The 23,073-nt window shown below is 65.8% G+C and carries 19 protein-coding genes; 17 read left to right on the top strand and 2 right to left on the bottom strand.

Annotated elements, in window-relative coordinates; genetic code table 11:
- The first annotated feature begins 72 nt into the window (after window positions 1–72).
- The 17 genes from ACXJ16_RS23090 to ACXJ16_RS23010 all read left to right on the top strand — a co-directional run bounded on the left by ACXJ16_RS23090 (window position 73) and on the right by ACXJ16_RS23010 (window position 18,140).
- Entirely contained in the window at window positions 73–252 is a 180-nt protein-coding gene (locus tag ACXJ16_RS23090; RefSeq protein ID WP_463922256.1) for a hypothetical protein, read from the top strand.
- Between the two features lie 266 nt (window positions 253–518).
- Complete coding sequence (locus ACXJ16_RS23085; protein ID WP_463922255.1) at window positions 519–3,635, top strand: TRCF domain-containing protein; 3,117 nt, start codon at window positions 519–521, stop codon at window positions 3,633–3,635.
- A gap of 139 nt (window positions 3,636–3,774) precedes the next feature.
- Window positions 3,775–4,359: an SRPBCC family protein gene (locus tag ACXJ16_RS23080; protein WP_463922253.1), complete on the top strand. Its 585-nt coding sequence runs from the start codon at window positions 3,775–3,777 to the stop codon at window positions 4,357–4,359.
- Complete coding sequence (locus ACXJ16_RS23075) at window positions 4,359–5,558, top strand: zinc-dependent alcohol dehydrogenase (RefSeq protein WP_463922251.1); 1,200 nt, start codon at window positions 4,359–4,361, stop codon at window positions 5,556–5,558. The genes ACXJ16_RS23080 and ACXJ16_RS23075 overlap by 1 nt, the downstream gene beginning before the upstream one ends.
- 10 nt (window positions 5,559–5,568) lie before the next feature.
- On the top strand, window positions 5,569–6,351 hold the full coding sequence (locus tag ACXJ16_RS23070; protein WP_463922249.1) for an SDR family NAD(P)-dependent oxidoreductase: 783 nt from the start codon (window positions 5,569–5,571) through the stop codon (window positions 6,349–6,351).
- 61 nt (window positions 6,352–6,412) lie between these two features.
- The gene (locus tag ACXJ16_RS23065; RefSeq protein ID WP_463922246.1) at window positions 6,413–6,700 is read left to right on the top strand and encodes a hypothetical protein; all 288 of its coding nucleotides are present in this window, start codon (window positions 6,413–6,415) and stop codon (window positions 6,698–6,700) included.
- A gap of 43 nt (window positions 6,701–6,743) precedes the next feature.
- Window positions 6,744–7,307: an ankyrin repeat domain-containing protein gene (locus ACXJ16_RS23060; protein WP_463922245.1), complete on the top strand. Its 564-nt coding sequence runs from the start codon at window positions 6,744–6,746 to the stop codon at window positions 7,305–7,307.
- A gap of 45 nt (window positions 7,308–7,352) precedes the next feature.
- Complete coding sequence (locus ACXJ16_RS23055) at window positions 7,353–7,610, top strand: hypothetical protein (protein WP_463922243.1); 258 nt, start codon at window positions 7,353–7,355, stop codon at window positions 7,608–7,610.
- A gap of 210 nt (window positions 7,611–7,820) precedes the next feature.
- Entirely contained in the window at window positions 7,821–9,596 is a 1,776-nt protein-coding gene (locus ACXJ16_RS23050) for a methyl-accepting chemotaxis protein (RefSeq protein WP_463922241.1), read from the top strand.
- Window positions 9,597–9,600: 4 nt separating this feature from the next.
- Window positions 9,601–11,004: a chemotaxis protein CheW gene (locus tag ACXJ16_RS23045; RefSeq protein ID WP_463922240.1), complete on the top strand. Its 1,404-nt coding sequence runs from the start codon at window positions 9,601–9,603 to the stop codon at window positions 11,002–11,004.
- On the top strand, window positions 11,001–12,083 hold the full coding sequence (gene cheB, locus ACXJ16_RS23040; protein ID WP_463922238.1) for a chemotaxis-specific protein-glutamate methyltransferase CheB: 1,083 nt from the start codon (window positions 11,001–11,003) through the stop codon (window positions 12,081–12,083). Before ACXJ16_RS23045 ends, cheB begins: the two co-directional genes overlap by 4 nt.
- A complete protein-coding gene (locus ACXJ16_RS23035; RefSeq protein WP_463922237.1) occupies window positions 12,080–12,925 on the top strand; it encodes a CheR family methyltransferase in 846 nt (281 codons plus the stop codon). Before cheB ends, ACXJ16_RS23035 begins: the two co-directional genes overlap by 4 nt.
- Window positions 12,925–14,859 carry a chemotaxis protein CheA gene (locus ACXJ16_RS23030; RefSeq protein ID WP_463922235.1) on the top strand — a complete coding sequence of 645 codons (1,935 nt, stop codon included), beginning with the start codon at window positions 12,925–12,927 and terminating at the stop codon, window positions 14,857–14,859. The genes ACXJ16_RS23035 and ACXJ16_RS23030 overlap by 1 nt, the downstream gene beginning before the upstream one ends.
- Window positions 14,856–15,119 (top strand): hypothetical protein, encoded by a 264-nt coding sequence (locus ACXJ16_RS23025; RefSeq protein ID WP_463922232.1) that lies wholly within the window; start codon window positions 14,856–14,858, stop codon window positions 15,117–15,119. Before ACXJ16_RS23030 ends, ACXJ16_RS23025 begins: the two co-directional genes overlap by 4 nt.
- A 48-nt stretch (window positions 15,120–15,167) precedes the next feature.
- Window positions 15,168–15,551 carry a response regulator gene (locus ACXJ16_RS23020; protein ID WP_463922230.1) on the top strand — a complete coding sequence of 128 codons (384 nt, stop codon included), beginning with the start codon at window positions 15,168–15,170 and terminating at the stop codon, window positions 15,549–15,551.
- Entirely contained in the window at window positions 15,548–16,186 is a 639-nt protein-coding gene (locus ACXJ16_RS23015) for a chemotaxis protein CheX (protein WP_463922228.1), read from the top strand. The genes ACXJ16_RS23020 and ACXJ16_RS23015 overlap by 4 nt, the downstream gene beginning before the upstream one ends.
- Entirely contained in the window at window positions 16,179–18,140 is a 1,962-nt protein-coding gene (locus ACXJ16_RS23010) for an ATP-binding protein (RefSeq protein ID WP_463922226.1), read from the top strand. Before ACXJ16_RS23015 ends, ACXJ16_RS23010 begins: the two co-directional genes overlap by 8 nt.
- A gap of 301 nt (window positions 18,141–18,441) precedes the next feature.
- Here the strand turns inward: ACXJ16_RS23010 and ACXJ16_RS23005 are convergent, their stop codons facing one another.
- Window positions 18,442–20,310 carry an Svx/AvrXca family virulence/avirulence protein gene (locus ACXJ16_RS23005; protein WP_463922225.1) on the bottom strand — a complete coding sequence of 623 codons (1,869 nt, stop codon included), beginning with the start codon at window positions 20,308–20,310 and terminating at the stop codon, window positions 18,442–18,444.
- A 1-nt stretch (window position 20,311) separates the two neighbouring features.
- Entirely contained in the window at window positions 20,312–23,071 is a 2,760-nt protein-coding gene (locus ACXJ16_RS23000) for a DUF5695 domain-containing protein (protein WP_463922223.1), read from the bottom strand.
- Window positions 23,072–23,073 lie beyond the last annotated feature (2 nt).

The raw sequence follows: 23,073 nt of genomic DNA, 5'->3' as shown, positions 1-23,073 counted from the left end.
GGCCTGCCGGAGGCTTTCTTCCTCGATACCGGGCGGCGGCCCTATCCACGCCCCGAACCGAAGGAAATGAACATGTCCAAAAGCGATCCGGAAACTCCGCGCGGCCCGATGGGCGATGCGCGCCCGGACTCATTCGATCCGCACAAGCAGAATGAAAGCGGCCAGAAGCCTCAGAAACTGAAGGACCGACCTTCGGAAGGCACCGTCACGCCCGAAGACTATCCCGAAGACCAGCGCACCAAGGGAGCCTGACGAAGCGGCGTAACCCAGCACAGTCGCCCGGTGACGCCGGTGCGGCGCGATGCCGCCATCAACACAGATCAATCAAATTTAGCCGGCGGGCCCCTTTTCTTTCGCTTTCTCTGTGCGTTGTGGAGCCAGGATAGTCGCCGCACCTCGCAGGCGATCAGCTTCACAGGCAAGGAGCGCAATCTGACTGACATGACCATGCGGCTTGAGCTCCGTAACTGGGCAATACGCCCCGCAACCCAACGGCGCGCCTGCGTTTCAGGTGCGGCGTGAACCTGGCGTTCACCGCGGTCCGCATCGCGCAAACCCTTGCCGACGAGTCTATCGCCTTCCTGGCGGACGACGAGCAGCAGGCCGAGGCCCTGGCCGAAGCCGTCCGGGCGCTGGCGCCGCGGGGGCATGTCGTCCACGTGCCCTCTAGCGACGCACTTCCGGGCGAGGCGGCTCCCGCGACGCCGGCGAACGCGGGCCGCCGCGCGTCGGCTCTGCGGGCCCTTCGCCTGGTGCAAGGCACTTCCGTAGCGTGCATCCTGAGCGGAGAAGCCGCAGCGCGGCGCTATCCTGCGCCTGATGCGTTCGACAGCGCCCCGCCCACGCTGCACCCCGGTGACGAGGCGGACACCCGATCGTTCGCGATACGCCTCGAAGAGCTGGGGTATGTCACCGACGACCGCGTCGACGAGCCGGGCGAAATGGCGGTGCGCGGTGAGGTCATCGATATCTTTCCCGCCGACGCAGGCGGCCCGGCCCGCATCGAGCTAGCAGCGGGCAGGATCGCCGCGATCCGCTCGTACGATCCCGGCACGCAGCGCACGGTTGGCGATCTGGAGCGTCTGGAGATCGGCCGCGCCGCCGAACCGCCGATTGACCAGCCGACGTCCATCCTTGCCCACCTGACGCCGGGTATACTCGCTCTTTCCGATAAAGCCGACCATCGCCGCAGGCGCTTCATCCAGCTTGCCCACGACGCTATGGGCGGTGCGCCCCATCGCCTGGATGCAATTGACGACATCGCCTGGAAGAAGGCCTGCAAGGACTGGAGGGCGGCTCCGTTTGACGCGGACTTCACGCCGGTGCCGCGGTTCGCCAACGAGCGTTCGCCGCTTACCGCCCTGGTGCGCTTCGTGAAACCGCTGCTCGCTGCGGGACGCAAGTTCGTGCTGGCGGGCAGTGCGCGAGACCTGCGCTTCCTGAGGGGCAAGGTCGTCCGGCGCCTGTCGATGGAAATCGTGGAACTGGACGCATGGACGGCACTGGATGACCTGCCGTCAGGCTGCGGCGGCAGCCTGACGGTGCCGATCAATGCAGGATACGTCGACGAGCGCATCGTTCTCGTCGCGGCGGCAGACCTGATGGGCAGTCGCGCATTGATCGGCGCTGGTGGCCCAACCGGCGCGAACCCGTGGCACGTCGGCATCGAAGTGTGCAGCGGCGACGTGGTGGTCCACGAGGACCATGGCGTCGGGCGCGTTCGGGGGCTTGAGGCCTCGCCGGTCGGCGCGGGCGATAACCAGTCCCCGATCGACACGATCGTGCTCGAGTATGCGGGCGGTGCTCGGCGGCTGGCCCCTGTCGATGAGGCCGACCGGATCTGGCGATACGGCGCTGACGGCGACGCGGTGAGCCTGGACAAGCTGGATGGCTCATCCTGGGACAAGCGCCGCGCGGCGATCAACGCCGCGATCGACGAGAGCGCGAAGGCCCTGACGCTTCTGGCGCGCGAGCGCGAGACGCTGACAGCGCCGGTCATGGAGACCGATCCTGCCGCCTACGAACGCTTCGCGGGCCGCTTCCCCTTCAACGAAACGGCCGGCCAGGCGGGAGCCATCGCAGCCGTCCGCGACGATCTGGCGAGCGGCCGGCCAATGGACCGGCTGGTCATCGGCGACGTCGGCTATGGCAAGACCGAGGTCGCGCTGCGGGCCGCAGCTCTGGCGGCGCTGGCCGGCTTCCAGGTCGTGGTCGCCGCGCCGACCACCGTCCTCGTGCGGCAGCACCTGGAGACGTTCCGCCGCCGCTTCGAGGGAACGAAAATCGAGGTCGCTGGCCTGTCACGGCTGAGCAGTGCGGCAGAACGGAAGTCTGTGAAAGCGGGGCTTGCCGATGGTTCGGTCGATATCGTCGTTGGCACCGGCGCGGTGATGGCGAAGGGCGTGTACTACGCCAGGCTGGGGCTGGTCGTCATCGACGAAGAGCAGCGCTTCGGCGCTGCCGACAAGGCCCGTTTGCGCGGCTTGGGCTCCGTCCATGTCCTGAGCCTGAGCGCCACGCCGATCCCGCGCACCCTGCAGGCCGCGCTGGTGGGCCTGCAGCAGATGTCCGTCATCGCCACGCCTCCCGCCCGGCGCCAGCCTATCCGCACCAGCATCGGGCAGTATGACGATGTGCTCGTCCGTACCGCGCTCACTCGCGAAAAGGCGCGGGGAGGCCAGAGCTTCGTGGTCGTGCCGCGTATTGAGGACATGACGAAAGTCGCCGCGAAGATACGATGCTTAGCCCCCGATCTGGCGTTGGTCGAAGCACACGGAAAGATGTCGGCAGCCGAAATCGACGACGTCATGGTCGGCTTTGGCGCTGGCCGGGGGGATATCCTGCTGGCGACCAACATCATCGAAGCGGGCCTCGACGTGCCGCGCGCGAACACCATGGTCGTCTGGCGTGCCGATCGCTTCGGCCTGGCACAGCTGCACCAGCTGCGTGGCCGCGTCGGGCGCGGCAACCGGCGCGGGCAGGTGATCCTGCTGATCGAAAGCGAGGATGCTATCGCCGCGCGCACGCTCAAGCGGCTGCGCACGCTCGCGACTTTCGACCGGCTGGGCGCGGGTTTCGCGATCAGCGGCCAGGACCTCGACATGCGCGGCGCGGGCGACCTCGTCGGCGATGATCAGGCCGGGCACATGAAGCTGATCGGCGTCGATCTCTACCAGCATCTTCTCCGTGTCGCGCTGATGGCCGCGCGCGGCGAGGACGCCGAGCGCTGGAGTCCCGAACTCTGCCTGGGCATGAGCGGCATGCTGCCCGAGAGCTGGATCCCGGAGGCGGACCTGCGGCTGTCCCTTTACCTGCGGCTCGCGCGCATCGAGACCGAAGAGGCGCTCGACGCATTCGATGATGAACTTCTGGATCGCTTCGGAACGCTGCCCGCCGAAGCGGCCATGCTGCTGGCCCATGCCCGCATCCGCCTGACCGCGCGGGCTTTGCGGATCGCGCGCATAGACGCGGGCCCGGCCGCGATTGCACTCACTCCGCGCCGCGATTGCCCGATCGACTTCGCCGCCACGGGCCTGGCGCAAAGCAAGGGACGGTGGATCCTTGCCGAGGCACTGTCGAGCGAAGCCGATCGTATCGTGCGCGTCGAAAGCCTGCTCGACGAGTTCGAATGCTGACCTGTCGGGCCCAGCCGTGCCTGCCGCGGGATTATCTTTCGGTCGTGCCGGGTCTTTATGAGCGCGGCGATCGTTTCATTTGCAACAGTGGTCAGGTCCGACCGGACCACCAGCACATCCGAAAACATGGAGAGCAGGAATGGCAACCGTGAACGACGACGCGCCGCCTACCACCTCAAAATCCCGCGAGACCCGCGAGACCCGCGAGGCCGCAATGCAGACCCTCACAGAAACGCGGGGTGACACCTTGATCGGTCGGACCGTGACGATCAACCGGCCCCGCGCGGAACTCTATGCCTACTGGCGCGACTTTGCACGGCTGCCCACGTTCATGGACAACGTCGAACGGGTCGACGTGCTGTCGCCGACCCGCTCGCACTGGGTCGTCAAGGCCCCAGGCGGAAGGACGGTCGAATGGGACGCGCTCGTCACGGAGGAGAAGGAGGGAGAACTGATCGCCTGGGCCTCCACCGAAGATGCCGACGTGCCCAACGGCGGCCGCATCGAATTTCGCGACGCAGGCGATCGCGGCACCATCGTCACCGCCACGATCGTCTACGACCCGCCCGCTGGCGTGGTAGGCAGGCTCATCGCAAAGATGTTCCAGCGCGAACCGGCGATCCAGGCGCGGCGCGATCTGCGGCGCTTCAAGCAACTCATGGAAACCGGCGAAGTCGCCACGTCGTCGCGCACCCGCGCGCAGCTTCACGAGGAGACAGCCTGATGCGCGCGCTCACCTGGCACGGCAAGCATGACGTCCGCGTCGATACGGTCGACGATCCCGAAATCCTCAACCCGCGCGACGCCATAATCAAGATCACCTCGACCGCGATCTGCGGATCGGACCTTCACCTGTACGACGGGTACATCCCCACCATGAAGTCGGGCGACATCCTCGGCCACGAGTTCATGGGCGAAGTCGTCGAGACCGGGCCGGGATCGACGCTCGTCAAGGGGCAGCGCGTCGTCGTTCCCTTCACCATCGCCTGCGGCAGCTGCTACCACTGTGGCAAGCACCAGTACTCCGCCTGCGACAACGGCAACCCGGCCGACAACCAGGACATCGGCATGGAGCTTTACGGTCAGCCGATGTCGGGCCTGTTCGGCTACAGCCACCTGACCGGCGGCTATGCCGGGGGCCAGGCGGAATACGTGCGCGTGCCCTTCTCCGACATCGGCCCGATCGTGGTGCCAGATGGGCTCGACGACGACGAGGTGCTGTTCCTGTCCGACATCCTGCCCACCGGCTGGCAGGCGGCCGAGAACGCCGACATCGAGCCGGGCGACACCGTCGCGGTGTGGGGCTGCGGCCCTGTCGGCCTGTTCGCGGTGCAGTCCGCCTTCCTGATGGGCGCGGCGCGGGTGATCGCCATCGACCACTTCCCCCACCGGCTGGAATTGGCGCGCAAGTTCGGAGCCGAGACCATCAACTTCGAGGAATCGAAGACTTACGAGGCGCTGATGGAGATGACCGGTGGCATCGGCCCCGATGCAGTCATCGACGCGGTGGGCCTGGAAGCGCATGGTTTCTTCGTCGATAATGTGTTCGATCAGATCAAGGCCTCGCTGATGCTTGGCACCGATCGCATCCACTCGATCCGCCAGGCCATCGTCGCCTGCCGCAAGGGTGGCCGCGTCTCGATGCCCGCCGTCTACGGCGGCATCGTCGACAAGTTCCCGCTCGGCGCCTTCATGGAAAAGGGCCTGACGCTCAAGACCGGGCAGACCAGCGTGCAGCACTACATGCCGGGGCTGCTCAACGCGATCGTCGAGGGCAAGATCGACACGACCTTCCTGATCTCGCACCGCATGAGCCTGGAGGACGCGCCCAAGGGCTACAAGATGTTCCACGACAACCAGGACGAAGTCACCAAGGTCGTGCTCAAGCCAGGCTTCACCGAAACCGCCGTCGCGGCAGAATAGGACACGCATCATGGCTGACAAATTCGCGATCGTCACCGGCGCCTCCACCGGCATCGGCTTCGAACTGGCGAGCATCGCCGCCGAAAACGGCTACGACCTGCTCGTCGTCGCAGATGAAGGACTGATCCAGGCGGCCGCGCAGGACTTTCGGCTGCACGGCGTTTCAGTAGACGCGGTGCAAGCCGACCTGTCGACCCTGGAAGGCGTCGATACCTTGCTGGCCGCCACTGCCGGCCGCCGCATTGATCTTCTCTGCGCTAATGCGGGCCGGGGGCTGGGCCACGGTTTCCTCGAGCAGGATGTCGCTGACTGGCGCCGGGTGGTCGATACCAACATCACCGGCACCCTTTATCTGTTGCAACAGGTGCTCAAGGGAATGGTGGCACGCGACGATGGCAAAGTACTGATTACCGGGTCCATCGCAGGCTTCATTCCGGGCAGCTTTCAGGCGGTCTACAACGGCACCAAGGCTTTCGTGGACAGCTTCGCCGACGCGCTGCGCAACGAGATCAAGGAGGCAAAGGGCGTGACTGTCACGACACTCATGCCCGGACCAGTCGAGACCGAGTTCTTCGATCGCGCCGACATGCTCGACACCAGCGTGGGCGCGTCAGAAGCCAAGAGCGATCCGGCCGACGTCGCCCGCGACGGGTGGAACGCGGTGATGAACGGCGATGCCCACATCGTCTCGGGATGGAAGAACAAGATCCAGGCGGCGGTGGCGCATGTCACTCCTGCGACGATCCTGGCCGAGCAGCATCGCAAGATGGCGCAGCCCGGCTCCGCCGAATGACCATGGCGTGCCTCGATAAAGAGGCGCTGACCTCAGGCACTGCGAACCAAAGGATAGCGACATGAACACCACGATAGAGCGCACATTCAACAGTCGCCGCGACGCCGAACTGGCAATCGAGCGACTGGTACAGGAATACGGCTTCGAGCGAACCGACGTGTTCGTATCGTCGTCCGGCGATCAAAACAGCGCGGGCGATACGCCCAGCGGCGGGGATACCGCGACCCATCTGGAGCCGGAGCGCCACGACGCGCCGCTTTGCGAGCCGATATCCGTCTCGGTGGACGTCAACGACGACGCGCGGGCGGCCATCGTGACTCGCGTGTTCGAAGAAATCTCCGCGGGCTAGGAGGCTTCCGCGTCCATTTGGGACCATTCAAGGAACGACGATCATGCGCCCGCTGAACGAGCCGGAAAATCGAACACCATCGACGCCGCGCCAACTGCCGCCGCTCCCTTCGCCCGAGCGCGTGCAGGAACTGCTGTTCGACGCTGCCAGGTTGGGGCGCGACGACATGATACCAGTCTTGCTGGAGGCGGGGGCCGATATCGAGGGGGTCGATGCGAAGGGGCACACCGCCTTGGTCCTCGCGACCTATCATGGTTTCGAGACAACCGCCGCCCTGCTGCTGGATCGCGGCGCCGCCCCGAACGGCACGACGGCGAGTGGCAGCCCGTTGATGGGGGTCGCCTTCAAAGGACATCTGGCCATCGCCGACCGTCTGCTCGCCGCCGGTGCGGACCCGAACCTGCGCAACGCCGCAGGACAGACCGCGATCATGATGAGCGCCCTGTTTGACCGGCGCGAGGTCATCGAACTCCTTCTAGGCGCGGGCGCCGATATCGACGCGGTGGATGCGGCAGGTAATGACGCGGCCAGCCTCGCGCGAATGCAGGGCAACGAAAGCCTTGCCCGATGGCTCACCGAGCGCCGGGAAGGGCACATTGCAGCATAACACTACGGGCATGGGCCCAAACCTCTAGCGACAGGAGCGATATTCATGAGCGATGTTTCGATAGGCCCGGGCCCGGACTCGAACAAAAAGGCATCCGTGCAAGAGGGCGTAGACGCGCAAGCCGAGACCGATCGCGAAATCGACCGTGGCTTTGCCGGCGCGGAAGCTAAGCCCTTTGCCAATCGGCCCCCGACCAAAGACGCGAACTCCATACCGTCCGAATCCAGGGATGATGAAAACGGGTCTGCCGCTGACGGGGCTGCGAACCTGATCTCCGGGAGGCGCAACGCAGGGCGGGAATAGCGAACCTCTAGCGCTGGCTGCGCGGCTCACGTAAGCGTCGTTCAACTTCAGACGAGAGAACAGATGGCGCTGGTCAAAAAATCCGCACTCCAATCCCGCGCCAAACTGCCCGAGGCGCACGAGACGCCATCCCCGGCATCTCCGCCGACCCAACCCCGTCGCAAAAGGGCGCCAGCGGCCGAGCCGACTTCCGCGATCAAGCGCATCGATGTGGCGACCCAGGAACTTGCGGCCGGCATGGGCGAGGCGTCCGCTGCCGCAACGGAACTTCAGCGCACGATGGATCAGATATCCAGTGGTGCAGAGGAAGCTGCCGGGGCCGCCCAGGAATCTCTTGGCCTGATCGCTGCTCTCGGCGCGAACTTCCGCGAGGCGCGGCTTCGCGCGGAGGACTCGCGTCGCCAAGCCGAAGCAACTTCGAGCAGTTTTGCCGAGATCGGCGCCCAGATCGAAGTCTCGGTTTCCGCCATCGAATTGAGCGCGCGGCGCCAGCTTGCGTCGGTCGAACTCATCGCCGCCCTCGAAGAATCGGCGGGGCGCATCGACGAGATCGGCGCCAACGTGGCCGATGTTTCCGACCAGACCAGTCTGCTGGCGCTCAACGCCACGATCGAGGCGGCGCGTGCGGGCGAAACCGGCGCCGGCTTTTCGGTAGTCGCCGACGAAGTGCGCATGCTTGCGGAAAGTTCGGAAAGCGGCGCCGATTTGATCCGCCAGTTGGCCGCCTCCATCGGTCAGGAGATCCAGCACATCGCAGAAAAGGTTCGCCTCGTTTCCGCGCGGGCGACCAGCGAGGCGCAAGCAGGGAACGAAGTCGTTGCCCGGCTCGTGGCCGCCCGCGAGGACCTCACCGCGCTAAGCCTTGGCGCTCAGGAAATCCTCCACACCACCGCAGAGGCCGAACTGGCGACGCGCGAGGCCGAGAAAGGCGCCGAGCAGGTCGCCAGTGCGGCGGAGGAACAATCCGCCGCCGCAGCCGAGGCCCAGCTGGCGATCGAACAGCAGGTCGCGTCTCTGGAGGAAAGTCAGCAGACCGCCGAGGCTCTAGGCGAACTCACCGAGCAGTTGCAGGACGCGCAGGTCTCCGCCGTAGTCGTCGAGCAGGTCGCCGCCGCCGCCGAGCAGCTTTCGGCGACGGTGCAGGAATTGTCCGGCGCATCGGGCCAGATCCTGGTGGCGCTGGAGCAGATCAGCCGGGGCACCCAGGTCCAGGCCTCGGCGACGGTGCAGGCCAACGTCGCGATGGGCCAGATCGAGAAGTCGGCGCAGATCGCCCAGTCGCGCGCGCAAGCCGCCAGCGGCCGGATCGGTGCTATCGTCGTCTCGGTTAACGAGAGCCAGGCACGGATCGGCCAACTCGTCACCGGCGTCGTGGCGGCCATTGCCGATGTCAACGGGGTGCTCGCGCTGCTATCGGCACTCAACGACACCAGCCGCAGGATCGAGAAGCTCTCCGACAATCTGACGCTGATCTCGGTGCAGACCAACATGCTCGCGGTCAGCGGCGCGGTGGAGGCCACGCGCGCCGGGGATGCGGGGCGCGGGTTTGCCACCGTGGCCGCCGACATCCGCAAGCTTTCGCGCGATTCCGCCGACGGCGCCGGACAGGCCAAGGATACGGTGCGGCTGATCCAGGATCAGATAACCATGATCCGCCGCGACCTCGACCAAGTGGTCGGTGCCGCCGAGGCGGAAATCGCGCGCAACCGGGCGATGCTTGAGCGCTTCGGTCTCGTCGCGAGGGAGCTTGAGGCAGCGCAGGCGCTCAACGCCGACATCGTCGCCGGGGCCGACGACATGCTGCGCTCGGCGCGCGAAGTGCAGAGCGGGACCAACCAGATCGCCGAGGCGGCCGACCTGGCCGCCGCGGCGGCCCGCGAGGCGGGTGCCGCCGCGCGCCAGCAGGCGCAGGGTGCCGAAGCGCTGGCTGCTGCCATTGAGGACATCGCATCGATCGCGGCTGTCCTCGTCTCGACCGAAGCCTGATCCCTTGCCCGATGAGCCCGTCACCGATGCCCGGACGCTGACCTTCAGGCTGGGCGGAGAAACGCTCGCCATGGCCGCGTCGCTGGTGCAGGAGATTGTGCCGCTGCCTCGCCTCGCGCGGATGCCCCACGCGCCTGCGGCGCTAATGGGCGTTGCCCAGATACGCGGCGTCATCGTGCCCGTGCTGTCGGTGGCGAGCCTGCTGGGCCAGGCGCAATCGTCCGTCCAGCGCGTCATCGTGGCCGAGATCGGCGGCCCGGTAGGGCTGGCGGTGACCGGCGTTTCGCAGATAATGGACCGCGAAGATGCCGTCTCCGCGACGCGCATTGACATCGCCAGCCTGGTCGCCGCCGCCGTGCCAGACCGGCTTGCGCGGCGCTCAACCGGCACGATCGTCGCCGCATCCGCGCAAACCATAGACACGGACACCGAAACCGTCGCGCTGGTCGCTTTCGCAGTGGCCGGACAGGACTTCGCCCTGCCGCTGGCATCCATCGAGGAAGTGCTGCGCCTGCCGCCCGGGATAGCGCGTATGCCCCATGCCGACGCTGCCACGCTGGGAAGCGTGGTGTCGCGCGGCGCGGTGCTGCCGCTGCTGTCGCTGGCCGGCTTGCTGGCGCTGCCGATGGCAGGGATGACCGGACGATCGCGCGTGGTCGTGGTACGTCTCGGGGCGCAGCGCGTGGGGCTGTTAGTGGATCTCATGCGCTCGATCGAGCACGTGCCAGAATATGACATAGACGCCGTCCCACAGGTCCTCAATCGCGGCGGGGGCGAGGCGCGCATCCAGGCGATCTGTCGCTTGGACGGTGGCAAACGACTTGTATCCGTGCTCGCGCCCGATCAGCTCGTGGACGAGGACATCACGGGCAGGCTGCTGCAGGGCGACATGAGAGGCAAGGGCGAGATGGCGGGCAGCACCGATGTTCAGGACGAACGGTTCCTGTTGTTTCGCATCGGCGAGGAGAGCTTCGGCCTGCCGATCGACGCGGTGCAGGAGGTCGCATTCCTGCCGCCGCGCCTCACCCCGCTGCCCAAGGCGCCTGCTTTCGTGCAGGGGGTGATGAACGTGCGTGGCCAAGTCATCCCGGTGATCGACCAGGCGCGCCGCTTCAACGGCGTTCCGGTCGCCGGTGCCAAGGCGCGGGTGATCGTCGTGCGGATCGGCGACCTGACTGCCGGCTTCACCGTCGATGCGGTTTCGCAGGTCGTCCAGCCTTCCGCCGACGCGCTTCGCCCGGCCCCGGACATTGGCAGCGACGGCGCGCGCGTGTTCGATCGTGTCGCCACGCTGGACGGGGAAGATACCCTAGTGCTGATCGTCAGCCCGCAGGAATTGCTGGACCGGGCCGAGCGGGATCTCCTGCTGGCGCTCGGTAAGACGGGGACGGCGAACAGCAAGCCGTGACGAAACTCCTGATTGTCGACGATTCCGCGCTGATGCGGCGCCTGTTGACGGACATCTTCACGGCGGCTGGGGACTTCGAGGTCGCGGTGGCGCGCAACGGGGTCGAGGCTCTCGGCATGTTGACCGCCTTCGCGCCCGACGTCGTCACCCTCGACATCCACATGCCCGAGATGGACGGGCTTGCTTGCCTCGACCGCATAATGGTCGTGCGCCCGTGCCCGGTGGTCATGGTCTCCTCGCTTTCCGCAGAGGGCGCGGAAGAGACCCTGGAGGCCATGGCGCTCGGCGCGGTGGACTTCGTGCCCAAACCCAAGGGGGCAGTCTCGCTGGAGATCGATAGGATCGCCGCTGATCTTGTGGACAAGGTCCGCTCGGCCTCGCGAGCCCGAATCCCGCGCTCCACTCGCTTGCGCGAGCGCGTGCGCGAAGCGAGCGCCGGGATGCGCACGCACCCGAGGACCAGCCTCGCCTCGTCCACCGGCAACACGCTCACACCCATCGACGGCACCGGGCTCGTCCTGGTCGGCTGCTCGACCGGCGGTCCCCCTGCCCTCGATGCCTTGCTCGCAGAGCTTCCGGCCGACTTCCCGTGGCCGATACTGATCGCACAGCACATGCCGGCGAGCTTCACCGGCCCGCTCGCGCAGCGTCTCGACCGGCTTTGCGCGCTCAGCGTGCAGGAGGTGGATCGGGCCACACCGCTTCTGCCCGGCCATGCCTATATCGGACGGGGCGATGCCGACCTGATCCTGTCTCGCCGGGCTGGCAGCATCGTGGCATTGCCGGCCCCCAGCGATCCCGGCCATTTCTGGCATCCCAGCGTCGATCGCATGGTCGACAGTGCCATGCGTCTAATTGCACCCGAAAAGCTCGTTGGGGTGTTGATGACCGGAATGGGCACGGATGGAGCACCGGCAATGGCGAAACTGAAGCAGCGCGGCGGCCTGACGATTGCCGAGGCCAAGAGCACCGCCGTGGTCTGGGGCATGCCCGGCGCCCTCGTCGACCGGGGCGGCGCTTCAATGGTCAGCCCGCTGCCCGACATCGCCGGAGACCTCATGAAATTCCTTGTACCGTGAGCGACCGGCCACCGCCCACACCCGTTCCGCTCACTGCCGCCGAGATTTCCGACGTCGGCGAATTGCTCTACCGCTGGACCGGCATGATCTTCGGCGAGAACAAGCGCTATTACATCGAACGCCGCATCGCCGAGCGCATGAAGCGCTGCTGCATGGTCACGGTGCCCGCCTATCTCGGTTTCGTGCGCAGCCACGTCGCAGAGCGAGAGGCGCTCATCAACGCCTTTACGATCAACGAGACGTATTTCTACCGGGAGGAGCACCAGCTTGCGGCACTCTCCAACGACCTGCTGCCGGACATCATCCGCCACCGCCGTCCAGGCGACCTAGTGCGCATTTGGTCGATGCCCTGCTCGACTGGCGAAGAGGCCTATTCGATCGCGATCTGGCTGCTTGAGAACTGGCCGCTGGTCGATGCCTATAACATCGAGATCGTCGGCTCCGACATCGATACGGCCGCGCTTGACCGCGCGCGGGAGGGGCAGTTCACCGAACGCTCGCTCGCTCGCCTGCCATCCGTTGTGCGCAATGCCTATTTTGAGGGCGAGCACGGCCACCACCGCCGCATCATCCAGGACCTTCGCGAGTCCGTGCGCTTTACGCCGGCAAACATCGTCGATCCGGCCAGTATAGTGGGTATGGGAAAATTCGACGTCATCCTGTGCCGCAATCTGCTCATCTACTTCGACGACGCCGCGCGGCTGACGGCGGCGAATACGCTTTACGACTGCCTCAACCCCGGCGGATACGTCTGCCTTGGCCACAGCGAGTCAATGGGACGCATCACCGATCGGTTCGAGCTGGCTCGCCTTGCCGACGCAATCGTCTATCGTCGGGCGTGATGGACGAACTGCTCGAACAATTCCTGATCGAGGGCCGTGAACTGGTGGCCGAGGCCTCCAAGGATTTGGCGGCGCTTGTCCGCGACCCACAGGCCGCCGAAGCGCTCGACAGTGCGTTTCGCGCCGTTCACACGTTGAAGGGCTCGTTCGCCGTCTTCGCCCTCGCCCCGGCGGAAAAGCTGCTCCACGCGGCGGAAGACGTGCTCGATCGCGCTCGCAGGCAGGGAAGCCTGCTCGGTGCGGCGGCGGTGGGGGGCCTAGTCGCCTGCCTCGACCAGACCGACCGCTGGATCGACGACGTGGAACGCAGCGGCACGCTGCCGACCGACGCCGGGCAGATGGCCGACCGCACGATCGCGCTACTGGCCGCGGCGGGTCATTCCGTTGCGGCAGAAGTGGTGACCGAAGCGACCTCGCACGCAGACTGGATCGTCGCACTAACGGCGCGCGAGGCGGTGGCGATCGCGCAGGCCACTGCCCCGCTCACCGCATTCCGCTACACGCCGGACGCCGACTGTTTCTTCCGGGGCGAAGATCCGCTGGGGGTCGTCGAGCACGTCCCGGCGCTGGTCGTGCTCGCGGTTCTGCCCGCAGACGGCGGATGGCCGCCCATTGCAGACCTGGAGCCCTTCGCCTGCTTCTCGATCATAGAGGGCTTGAGTGCCGCCTCCGAAGCCGAAGTGCGTGCGGCGTTCCGGCTTCAGCCCAGCCAGATCGCCATCGCCACCGTCCAGCCGCCTGCGGTTCCACAGGACAGCAGCGAAGGCGTACGCGACAAGGTAACCATGCGAGTGGATGCCGCGCGTGTCGATGCCTTGGCGGATGGCCTCAGCGACCTTATCGTCGCTGTCAATGGGCTGGCGCCATTGGCCGACGAGGTGGAGCCGATGGACCGCGCTCTGGCCACAAGAATGCGGGCTGCGCAAGTCAGCATCGAACGCGCCACCGGGAAGCTCAGCCGCAACCTTACTCGCGTCCGCCTCGTCCCTCTTGAGACGACGTTGCGCCGCCTGCCCCGCGTCGCGCGCGAAATCGCGCAAGGACTCGGCAAGGAAGTCGATTTCACGCTCTTGGGGGAAACGATCGAGGTGGACAAGCAGGTCGCCGACGGTCTCTTCGAACCGCTGCTCCACCTCGTGCGCAACGCCATCGACCATGGCATCGAACTGCCCGAAGCCCGGCGCGCGGCCGACAAGGTCGGGAGAGGGCAGGTGACGCTTGCGTTTGAGCGCCAGGGTGATGCGATCACCGCCACGGTGAGCGACGATGGCGACGGGATCGACCCCGCCCGCATTCGCGCTTCGGCCGTCGAGCTTGGGTTTCTCTCGCAGGAGGCGGCGGATGGACTGGACGATGCGGCAGCGCTCCGGCTGATATTCCACGCAGGCTTCTCCACGGCATCGAGCGTCACCGAGATTTCCGGCCGCGGGGTGGGCATGGACGCGGTGCAAGCCGCAATCGCCCGGCTGCGCGGTTCGGTCGAGATCGATAGCCGCCCCGGTGCGGGCACACGCTTTCGCATCCGTCTGCCCATCACCGCGCTGACGACCCGATTGCTGGTCATCGAAGTGGCAGGCGAACGCTACGGCGTTTCGCTTGAACAGGTCGCCGAAACGGTACGCATCGATGAGGCTGCGCTGATGCCGGTCGGGCGCGGCCTCGCCTGCGTACTGCGCGAAAGGACCGTACCGGTGCTCGACCTTGCTGCCCTTCTGGATGCCCCGCCCGCCCGGGGGCGCCATGCCAAGCTGGTGGTTATCCACATCGACGGCAGCCCCGTCGCCTTGCGGGTGGACGGCTTCGGCGAGCGTATCGACACTGTGCTGCGCCCGCCGCGCGGTATTCTCGCTGCCGTACCTGGCGTGATCGGGTCTGCCGTACTGGGCGACGGCGGCGTGCTGCTTGTGCTCGATCTGCCGGAGCTGGCGGCATGACCGTGCGAGTCGAGGGTCGCACCATCATGCTGGAGGGGCGCTGCCCCGCAAGCGATGCGGAAGACCTGCTGGTAGCCCTTGGGGACGATCCGGCCGCCCGGGTCGATATCGGCGGGGTGGTGAAGCTGCACATGGCGGTACTCCAGGTGCTGCTGGCGCTTCGCCCTCCGGTGATTGGTCGTCCGACGACCGGTCTGCTTTCCCATGATATCTTCGGCGGCCTCATTTCCGGTAGCGACAGCGGCACCGAAAGTTTCTAACACGATCTCGATAGGGAGGCCGCGAGCAGCGACGGCCGGAGTTTTTAAATGTCCGTTACCGTTCTGATCGTAGATGACAGCAAGCTCGCCCGTATCGTGGCAGGCAAGGCGCTTGCGCAGCTCCAGCCCGAGTGGCGCAAGCTGGAGGCCGGCAGCGCCGCTCAGGCGCTGGAAGTCATCACCGAACAGACGCCGGATATCGCCCTGATCGATTTCAACATGGCCGGGAAAGACGGGCTAGAACTTGCTGCCGAGTTGCGCGTTCTTCTCCCCGAAATGCCAGTCGCCATCATCACCGCGAACATACAGGACGAGATCATCGCGCGCGCGCGCGAGGTCGGTGCCGCCTTCGTCGCCAAGCCGGTCACGGCCGATGCGCTTGAACCGTTCCTGTCGGGCGCGGCGCTGCGACTGCGATCGCAGCGCGCGTGACCTTGGACAGCATCACTCTCGCCGAACTCGAACGCGATGCCCTGACCGAGATCGTCAATATCGGGGTCAGCCGAGCCGCGTCCAGCCTGCGCAAGATGATCGGCGACCAGGTTCTGCTATCGGTCCCTTCGATCGAGGTGGTCAGCCAGAAGCGCGCGGCGCGCCTCATCAGCGAACGCGAGGTGAGCGACCTCGTCGCCGTGCGGCAGGACTTCGCTGGCCCGTTTTCGGGCCGTGCGCTGCTGATCTTCCCCGAAACGAATAGCCTCGAACTCGTGCGCGCCGTCACTGGCGGAGACCTGACGGCGCAGGAAGTTCTCGAGATGGAGGGCGAAGCGCTGTGCGAGACCGGCAACGTCATCCTGAACGCGTGCCTCGCAACCATGGCAAATATGCTGCAGCGCTCGCTGACGATGACGATCCCCGAGATCCTGCGCGGGACCAGCGCCAGTCTGTTCGAGGTCGATCCAGCCAGTTCAGGCGGCGGTCTGGTGCTTTTCCTCTACATCGACTTCGCCGTGCGCAGCCGCGACATTCGCGGATACATCGCGATGATCATGGACATTCCCTCGCTCGAAACGCTCAAGGAACTGCTCGAGGAATTCATAGCGCGCGTCGTCGGCGACGATGTCTGATCGCACGGTGATCCAGGCGGACAGCCTCGGCCCGATCCTGGCCGCTGCGGGCGCAAGCGGAACCTGGGACTGGGACATCGCCGCGGATCGCCTCTACATCGACGATCACTTCGGCGAACTCTACGGAATTTCGCCCGAAGCTACGGCGGATGGCCTTCCGACCGGGACCTTCTTCCAGGCGATCCATCCCGGAGACCGGGCGCGAATCCGCATCGCCGTCGCCGGCATCCTCGCGGGCGCCGAGCTGTTCTCCAAGGAGTTCCGCGTCGTCACCCGAGCGGGCATCACCTTGTGGATGCACGGGCGCGGGCAATGCCACCTGAATGCCGACGACCACCCCGTACGTTTCACCGGCCTCCTAGTGGACGTGACCGAGCGCAAACGGGCCGAGGAGCGATTGCGCATTGCGCAGACGGCCGGGGGTGTCGGTACGTTTGAATATGTCGACGGGTTCGCCACGGTCTCGGTATCGGAAGAGTTCTGCCGAGTGCTGGGCCTGCATCCAGCCACCGTGCTTCCCGTCCAGACGATCAACGGCGTCCTTGCTGACGGCGCGGCGTTGCTGGTCCCGGAACCGCGCGACGGGCAAGTCCCTGCCACCCTTGATGGGGAATTCCTCATCATTCGCCAGGACGATGGCAGCACCCGCTGGATCGCGCGGCGCGGCGAAATCATCCGTGAAGGCGCCGGGTATCGCCTGATCGGCGTCATCTACGACGTGACCGCCACCAAGCAGCAAGAAGCGGCGCTGCGCGAACTGAACGATACGCTGGAAACCCGTGTCGAGCAGGAAGTCGCCATCCGCCAGAAGGCCGAGGAAGCTCTTCGCCAGGCGCAGAAGATGGAGGCGGTGGGCCAGCTCACCGGTGGTATCGCGCACGATTTCAACAACCTGCTGATGGCGATCATGAGCAGCCTCACGCTTTTGCAGAAGCGCTTGCCGCCAGACGCGGCGACCGACCGGCTGATCGACAACGCCATGCAGGGTGCCCATCGCGGCGCGGCGCTTACGCAACGCATGCTGGCTTTCGCGCGCCGTCAGGACCTCAGCTCCGAACGTGTTATGGTACCTGAACTTGTCGCCGGCATGGTTGACTTGGTGGAACGGACGCTCGGCCCTGCCTGGTCACTCGATCTTGAGTTTTCGGATAGCCTGCCACCTGTCATGGCAGATGCCAACCAACTTGAAATGGCGATCCTGAACCTCGCGGTGAACGCGCGCGATGCTATGCCCGGCGGCGGCATCATCCGTGTCACAGCAATGCAATACACTGCCGAAGACGGCGATTTCGGCGGCCTCGCGGGCGGCTCCTATATCGCGCTCTCGGTGATCGACACCGGCGAAGGCATGGACGAAGATACGCTTGCCAGGGCAACCGAGCCGTTCTTCACCACCAAAGGCGTGGGCAAAGGAACCGGACTCGGGCTCTCGATGATCCACGGCCTCGCCAAGCAACTAGGCGGGAGCTTCACCTTGCGAAGCACTCCAGGTCTCGGGACGCATGCGACGCTGTGGCTTCCCGTCGCGCAGTCCGCTGCGGACGTGCCTTCGCCGCAGCCCACTTCAAGCGAGACCCGAGCAATTTCAGGTCCCCTCAAGATTCTGGTGGTCGACGACGACGGGTTGATCCTGATGAACACCTCGGCCTTGCTAGAGGATTTGGGCCACGAGGTCTTTGAAGCCAGTTCCGGGAAGATGGCCCTCGAATTTTTGCGTACGCATGCGGACATTGATGTCCTCATCACTGATCAGGCCATGCCAAACATGACTGGCACGCAGCTTGCCGATCTCGCCACGGCGTTGCGCGGCGATTTGCCGATAGTACTCGCAAGCGGATACGGCGATATCCCGCCGGGCGCGCAACAACGGATCGTGAAGTTGGGAAAGCCGTTTACCCAGACTATGCTAGAAGACGCTCTTATCGAGGCTTTGAGCTCACTCTCACTACGTTAACTCAGGCCAGACAATCGCTTTTCTTATTCTGGTCGAGGTATCAAGCGACGAAAAGCGGCTAAAGCAAAGTGTCTGTTTTCGACAATAGCGGCCGCACGCATTCGGTTCGAGAATGGGCCGAAAAGGCCCGAGCCAGGCATAAGCAGAATGTCACCTCAGAGGCGTCATAAAATCCCAGTTGAATGGCTTGGATGGGCGCAAGGTTGCCGTTCCGGCTCGATCCGGCGTCAGTAACGGGCTGAAAGCGCCGCACTTGATCGGACGACCGGAACGGCTGGCAGTGGAACTTGTCCACGCCCCCCTAGGGTATCCAGCGATAGGCCGGTTTTGCGGTGACTTCGGGAACAGGGGCGGTCAGTTCGGCGCCGTGGCCCGGGTCCTTGACGGTGTCCGCATCGACGAAGCCGTAGAACACGCCGGTCGATGCGGAGCCGCCGCGCTGTTCGACGTCGCCGATGTTTTGCGCCGTTCCCGAAAGAACGATGCCTTTCTCGTACTCACCTATGCCGAGCATGGACGTGGCGGCGCGGGCCTTGCCCTTCAGGACGGTGTCGCCGCGCAGTACGGTGAGGCCGGAGATCGCCGCCTCGTCCAGGACCTGCGCGTTATCGAGCACGACGGCGTGATCCTCGATCCGCGCCTTGCCGGAAACGGTGCCGGAGATCACCCGCGCATAAGGGCCGACATAGGCGCTTGCGGCCACGCTGGCCTTCGGCCCGACCCAGCCGCCGCCGTTGCCGTGGCGGTGCCCGCCGGGGATCGGCTCGGGCGCGCCGTCCTGCCAGCGGTCGGGCATGGCGCCGTCGAACTGGACCATCCACGGATAGCGGTAGATCGAATACCAGGGCTGGTCCCAGCGGATCTTCTGCATCTGCGACGGGGTGGCCATGACCACGAGGTATAGGCCGGTGTCTCCGGGACGGACCGCGATCGAGGCTGCGGCCTTGTCGCCGCGCTGAAGCGGGGTGTAGCGGCTCCTGCCATCCGCCCCGACGGCGACGACGCCCCAGCGCCAGTCGGATGCGGGCGGCGGGATCGTCCCCGGCTCATCGGCAAGACCGGGCAGCGAGGCGATGGCGCTGGCCTGCTGGACTACGCCCCGGAAGGTCACGGTCACATGGTCGCGGCCGGCATCGGGATGCAGCTTGACCACGTTGTAGCCCCAGCGCTGGGGTGCCCACATCTCCGGCACGGCGAAGCGGCGATGCTCGAGGTCGATGGGGTCCAGCACGGTGGCGGAGAGGATATCGGGGCCGGTGGACTGGTCGTAGGAACCGTAGTTGCGGCGGAAGACCGCGCCCTGATCGCTGCCGTCCGGGTTGGTGTAGTCCCAGTTGGCGTTGTGCAGCGCCCAGTCGCCGTAGGTGTCGTTCAACTGGCTTTGTGTCCAGTTCTGGTTGTCACGCAGAACGGTGAAGGGATCGGCCGTCAGGTGGGCCGGATCGTCCTTGCCGGGGGCCTTGCGCCAGATGTCGTTCACGGCGTCGAAGCCGCGGGTGTCCTTGAGGAATTCGAGGAACTGCCAGTTGCAGTAGCGGCTGCGGGTCGAGCCGTAGTAAAGGTGCGGGTACTGTTTCAGCAGCACGGAACAATGCGTATTCTCGCGGAATTCCGGGAGTTGCACGGTCATCCAGTTGGCGTGGCTCTCGAACATCCAGCCGGTATAGGGCGAGTCCATGAGATGCCCGGTCGCGGTCTGGAGGGCATGGGTCAGTTCATGGGCAAGGCCGAAACGGTCCCTTAGCGCGCCGGGGCCGATCCACATGCCCATATGCCCGAGCGAGTCCGCTCCGCCGGTCAATCCGTAGTCGGTGCCGATATAGGCGTTGACCTTGAACTTGGCCGCCGAACCGCAATGCGGCTCGGGGAAGTGCAGCGTTGCGATGAAGTAGTCCCAGACATATTCGAGATGCTTCACCGCCGCCTGCGCATCCGCCGGGGCCACGGTGCCGGGCTTCCAGTGCAGGGCGAAATGCTCGCTCTGCATCTGCAGGGGGAGGGCGGAATTCACCGTGTCCGAAGGGTCGGTTTCCGCGATGGCCCAGGCCCCGGCCACGCAAGCCTCACGCGGGGCGGGGCTGGCGGCCGGGGCGGCAAGCGCCGGTGCTGACGGAATGGCGGCTCCTGAAAGCAGGACTGCCAGCACCGGTGCCTGAAAAAGGGCCCTCATGTCAGCGCGGGCTGAGCGTGACGGTGGTGGAACCCGTGCCCAGCGGGATGGCGTAACCGCCGCGATCGGCGGTGCCGGTGTCGGCGGTGTAAGGCTTGCCGCCTGCCGTCGTGGTCTCGAACAGCAGGCGTGCTGCGGGTGTCTCCGCCGTCGCGGGATCGAGCGTGAGCACGACCTTGCCGGTCCTGGCGTCATAGTCGGCGCTCTTGATGCGGCCCGCTTCCAGCGTGACCCAGAGGCCGGCGGGGGCGATGAAGAGCCGGCGGCGGGCGCCGTCCTTCGGTTCGACATGGACCCTGGTGCCCTTCGCGGTCAGGTCGCCGCCGAAGCCCAGCCACCCGAACTGCGCGTCATCGACCATGTAGGTCGCCGAGGTGATGGCGTGGCCGTAGAAGCCCATGCCGTAGTCGCCGGTGATGGCGTCCCACTTCATCATGTCGGGCCAGGAGTGGAACGCGGCCGAGCCGAAGCCCTGCTGGTCGATATTGGTGATCCCGCCCATCATGCCGCCGTAGGCCACGCGCAGCAGGTGCAGGTCGGTGGGGTTCTGGCGATAGGCGTCGAACAGCGGCACCGCGTTCAGCGCCGAGCCGTAGTGGTGGATCTGCCGCTCGATACGCGAGACCTTGCCGCCGTAGAGGAAGTCCCAGTAGCGGCGGGCATTGCCGTTGTAGCCCCAGCTCGGGATCGTGGGGTCATAGGCCAGGATGACCTCGCGCGTCTCGTCCGCCTGCGGCTGGTAGCCGAAGTAGCGCATCCATGCGTAGACTTCGGGCTGGCCGGTGGAATCCCAGGCCATCTCGCTGCCGAACGGGAACTTGAGCGTGCGCCAGTGATCGGCGCGGCCCTTCATCAGGCCCTCCATCTCGGTGGCTTCGGCGGTCAGGCCCTCACGCTTCAGGTCCTTGAGGATGTCGAGGAAGACATCGCCTTCCATCTGGCCGAACTGCGCATAGTAAGGCGCATCGCGCATCATCGCGACGGAAGTGCGGTAGGCCCAATCGAGGTAGAACTTCCAGTCGTGCTGCTTGACCAGCCCCTGGCTGTCGCGCGCGAGGCGGTAGAGCACCCAGTGGCCGATGGCGACGTGCGGGTAGTTGTAGGAACGGCCAAGATCGTCCGAATCCTTCTTCGACCAGGCGGTCCAGTTCTTCCAGTTGATCTTGGGGTCGTAGTAGTTCGGGAACTCGACCGGATCGTAATAGAAGATGCTCTTCTTGACCGCGCCGGCCTGCGGGCCGTCCTTGACCTGAAGGGTGCCGAGCACGGTTTCGTTGACGAGGCGCTCCAGCTTGGCGACTTCTTCCGGGCTCGGATTGTCGAGCTGCTTCATCATCGCCGCAACCCACGAACCGGCGCCGCCTTCGTCGCTCATGCCCGCCACCCAGACGCGGCCGTCCTGCGTGAGGATCTTGTTGTCCTCGCGGTCGTAGGAGAGGATCGCGGGGCTGCGATGGAACGGGTCATTCTTGCCTTCGAACCACTGGTTCGTCGTGGTGAAGTGGCCGATATCGGCCATGACCTGATCGAGCGGCTTGGTGATGTAGTAGCTGACGGTCTGCTTCTGGCCGTCCGCATAAGTCACCGTCAGGCGGGCCTGACCCCATCCCGAGGCCTTGACCCGATAGCGTGCCCAGCCGGTTCCGCTCTTCTCGGAGGTGGCGGTAAGGGCGCCTGCGGGGAAGGATTCGATCTTCGCGACCTTGCTCGGGGTCTTGAGGAAGAGGCTGGCGGTCTGGTCGGTGGGCACCACGTAGCCGGGAATGCCCACGGCCACCGGGCGCTTGTTCGCGACCAGCGTATCCTCGATCTTGCGGATATCGGGCGCGGTCACGAAGCGCAGGCCGATGGTGCGGCTCTCGCCCGGTGCAAGCGTGATGCTGGTCGGCTCGTTCCACTGCTGGCCCGCCTTGGCCCATTCCTTCTCGGCGAAGCCCTTGCTGGCGACGGTCCAGTCGTAGAACCCTTCCGAGACCTGGCTGCGCTGGCTCTTGTCAGTGAAGATGTCGCCGTCCTTGGCGGCGCGCGCTTCGATGATCGGGCGATAGGCTTCGAGCGGCGTGCCCTTTTCCGGCAGGACGAGCAGGGTCGGGCCCTGACCATTGAGGCGGGTGACCTGGAGATAGCCCGCATCCCGGCCGATATAGGGGTCGACGAAGCTCGCTTCGGCGTGGGCCTGGTCGAGATCGCGGTCGAGGATGATGTTGTCGAACACCATGGGCATGCCGAGGCCGCCGATCTCGACGGGGGCGCTGCTGGTATTGACGAGCGTGAAGCGCATGGCCAGAACGCCGGCCTCGTTCACCCAGCGGCGCTCGACGCGCAGGGGAATGCCCGCTCCCATCGAGGCGGTGATGTCGGCGGCGGCAAGCACGCCATTGCCGCCCGCGAGCGCGGCGATCTGCTTGCGGGCATGGGCGGAGGAGAAGTCCTGCCAGTCCGATCCGGCGGTCTTCAGGCGGATGTGGATGTCGCCGATGTGCACGTAGCCGTCGCCCGCGCGCTCGGGCTCGCGGCCTGCGGGTACGAAGTCGAACGCGGTATTGCCCTTGGGCGAGAGGTGAGCGAGCGTCTGCGTGTCGGCCCGCAGGGCAAGGTCGAAGGCCGGGGTCTGCATCTCGGTCTTGCCGATCGGCGGATAGACCGGCTTCGGCTTCTGAACTTCGCCTTCTTCGGCATAGGCCACGGTCGTCGGCAGCATGGCCGGGAGAGTGCCGAGCACCAGGGCGACGAGCGGCAAGGGCTTCAGGAGACGCTTCATTT

This window comes from Novosphingobium sp. TK71, from assembly GCF_055361505.1.
This window is presented reverse-complemented; position numbering and strand designations above follow the sequence as displayed.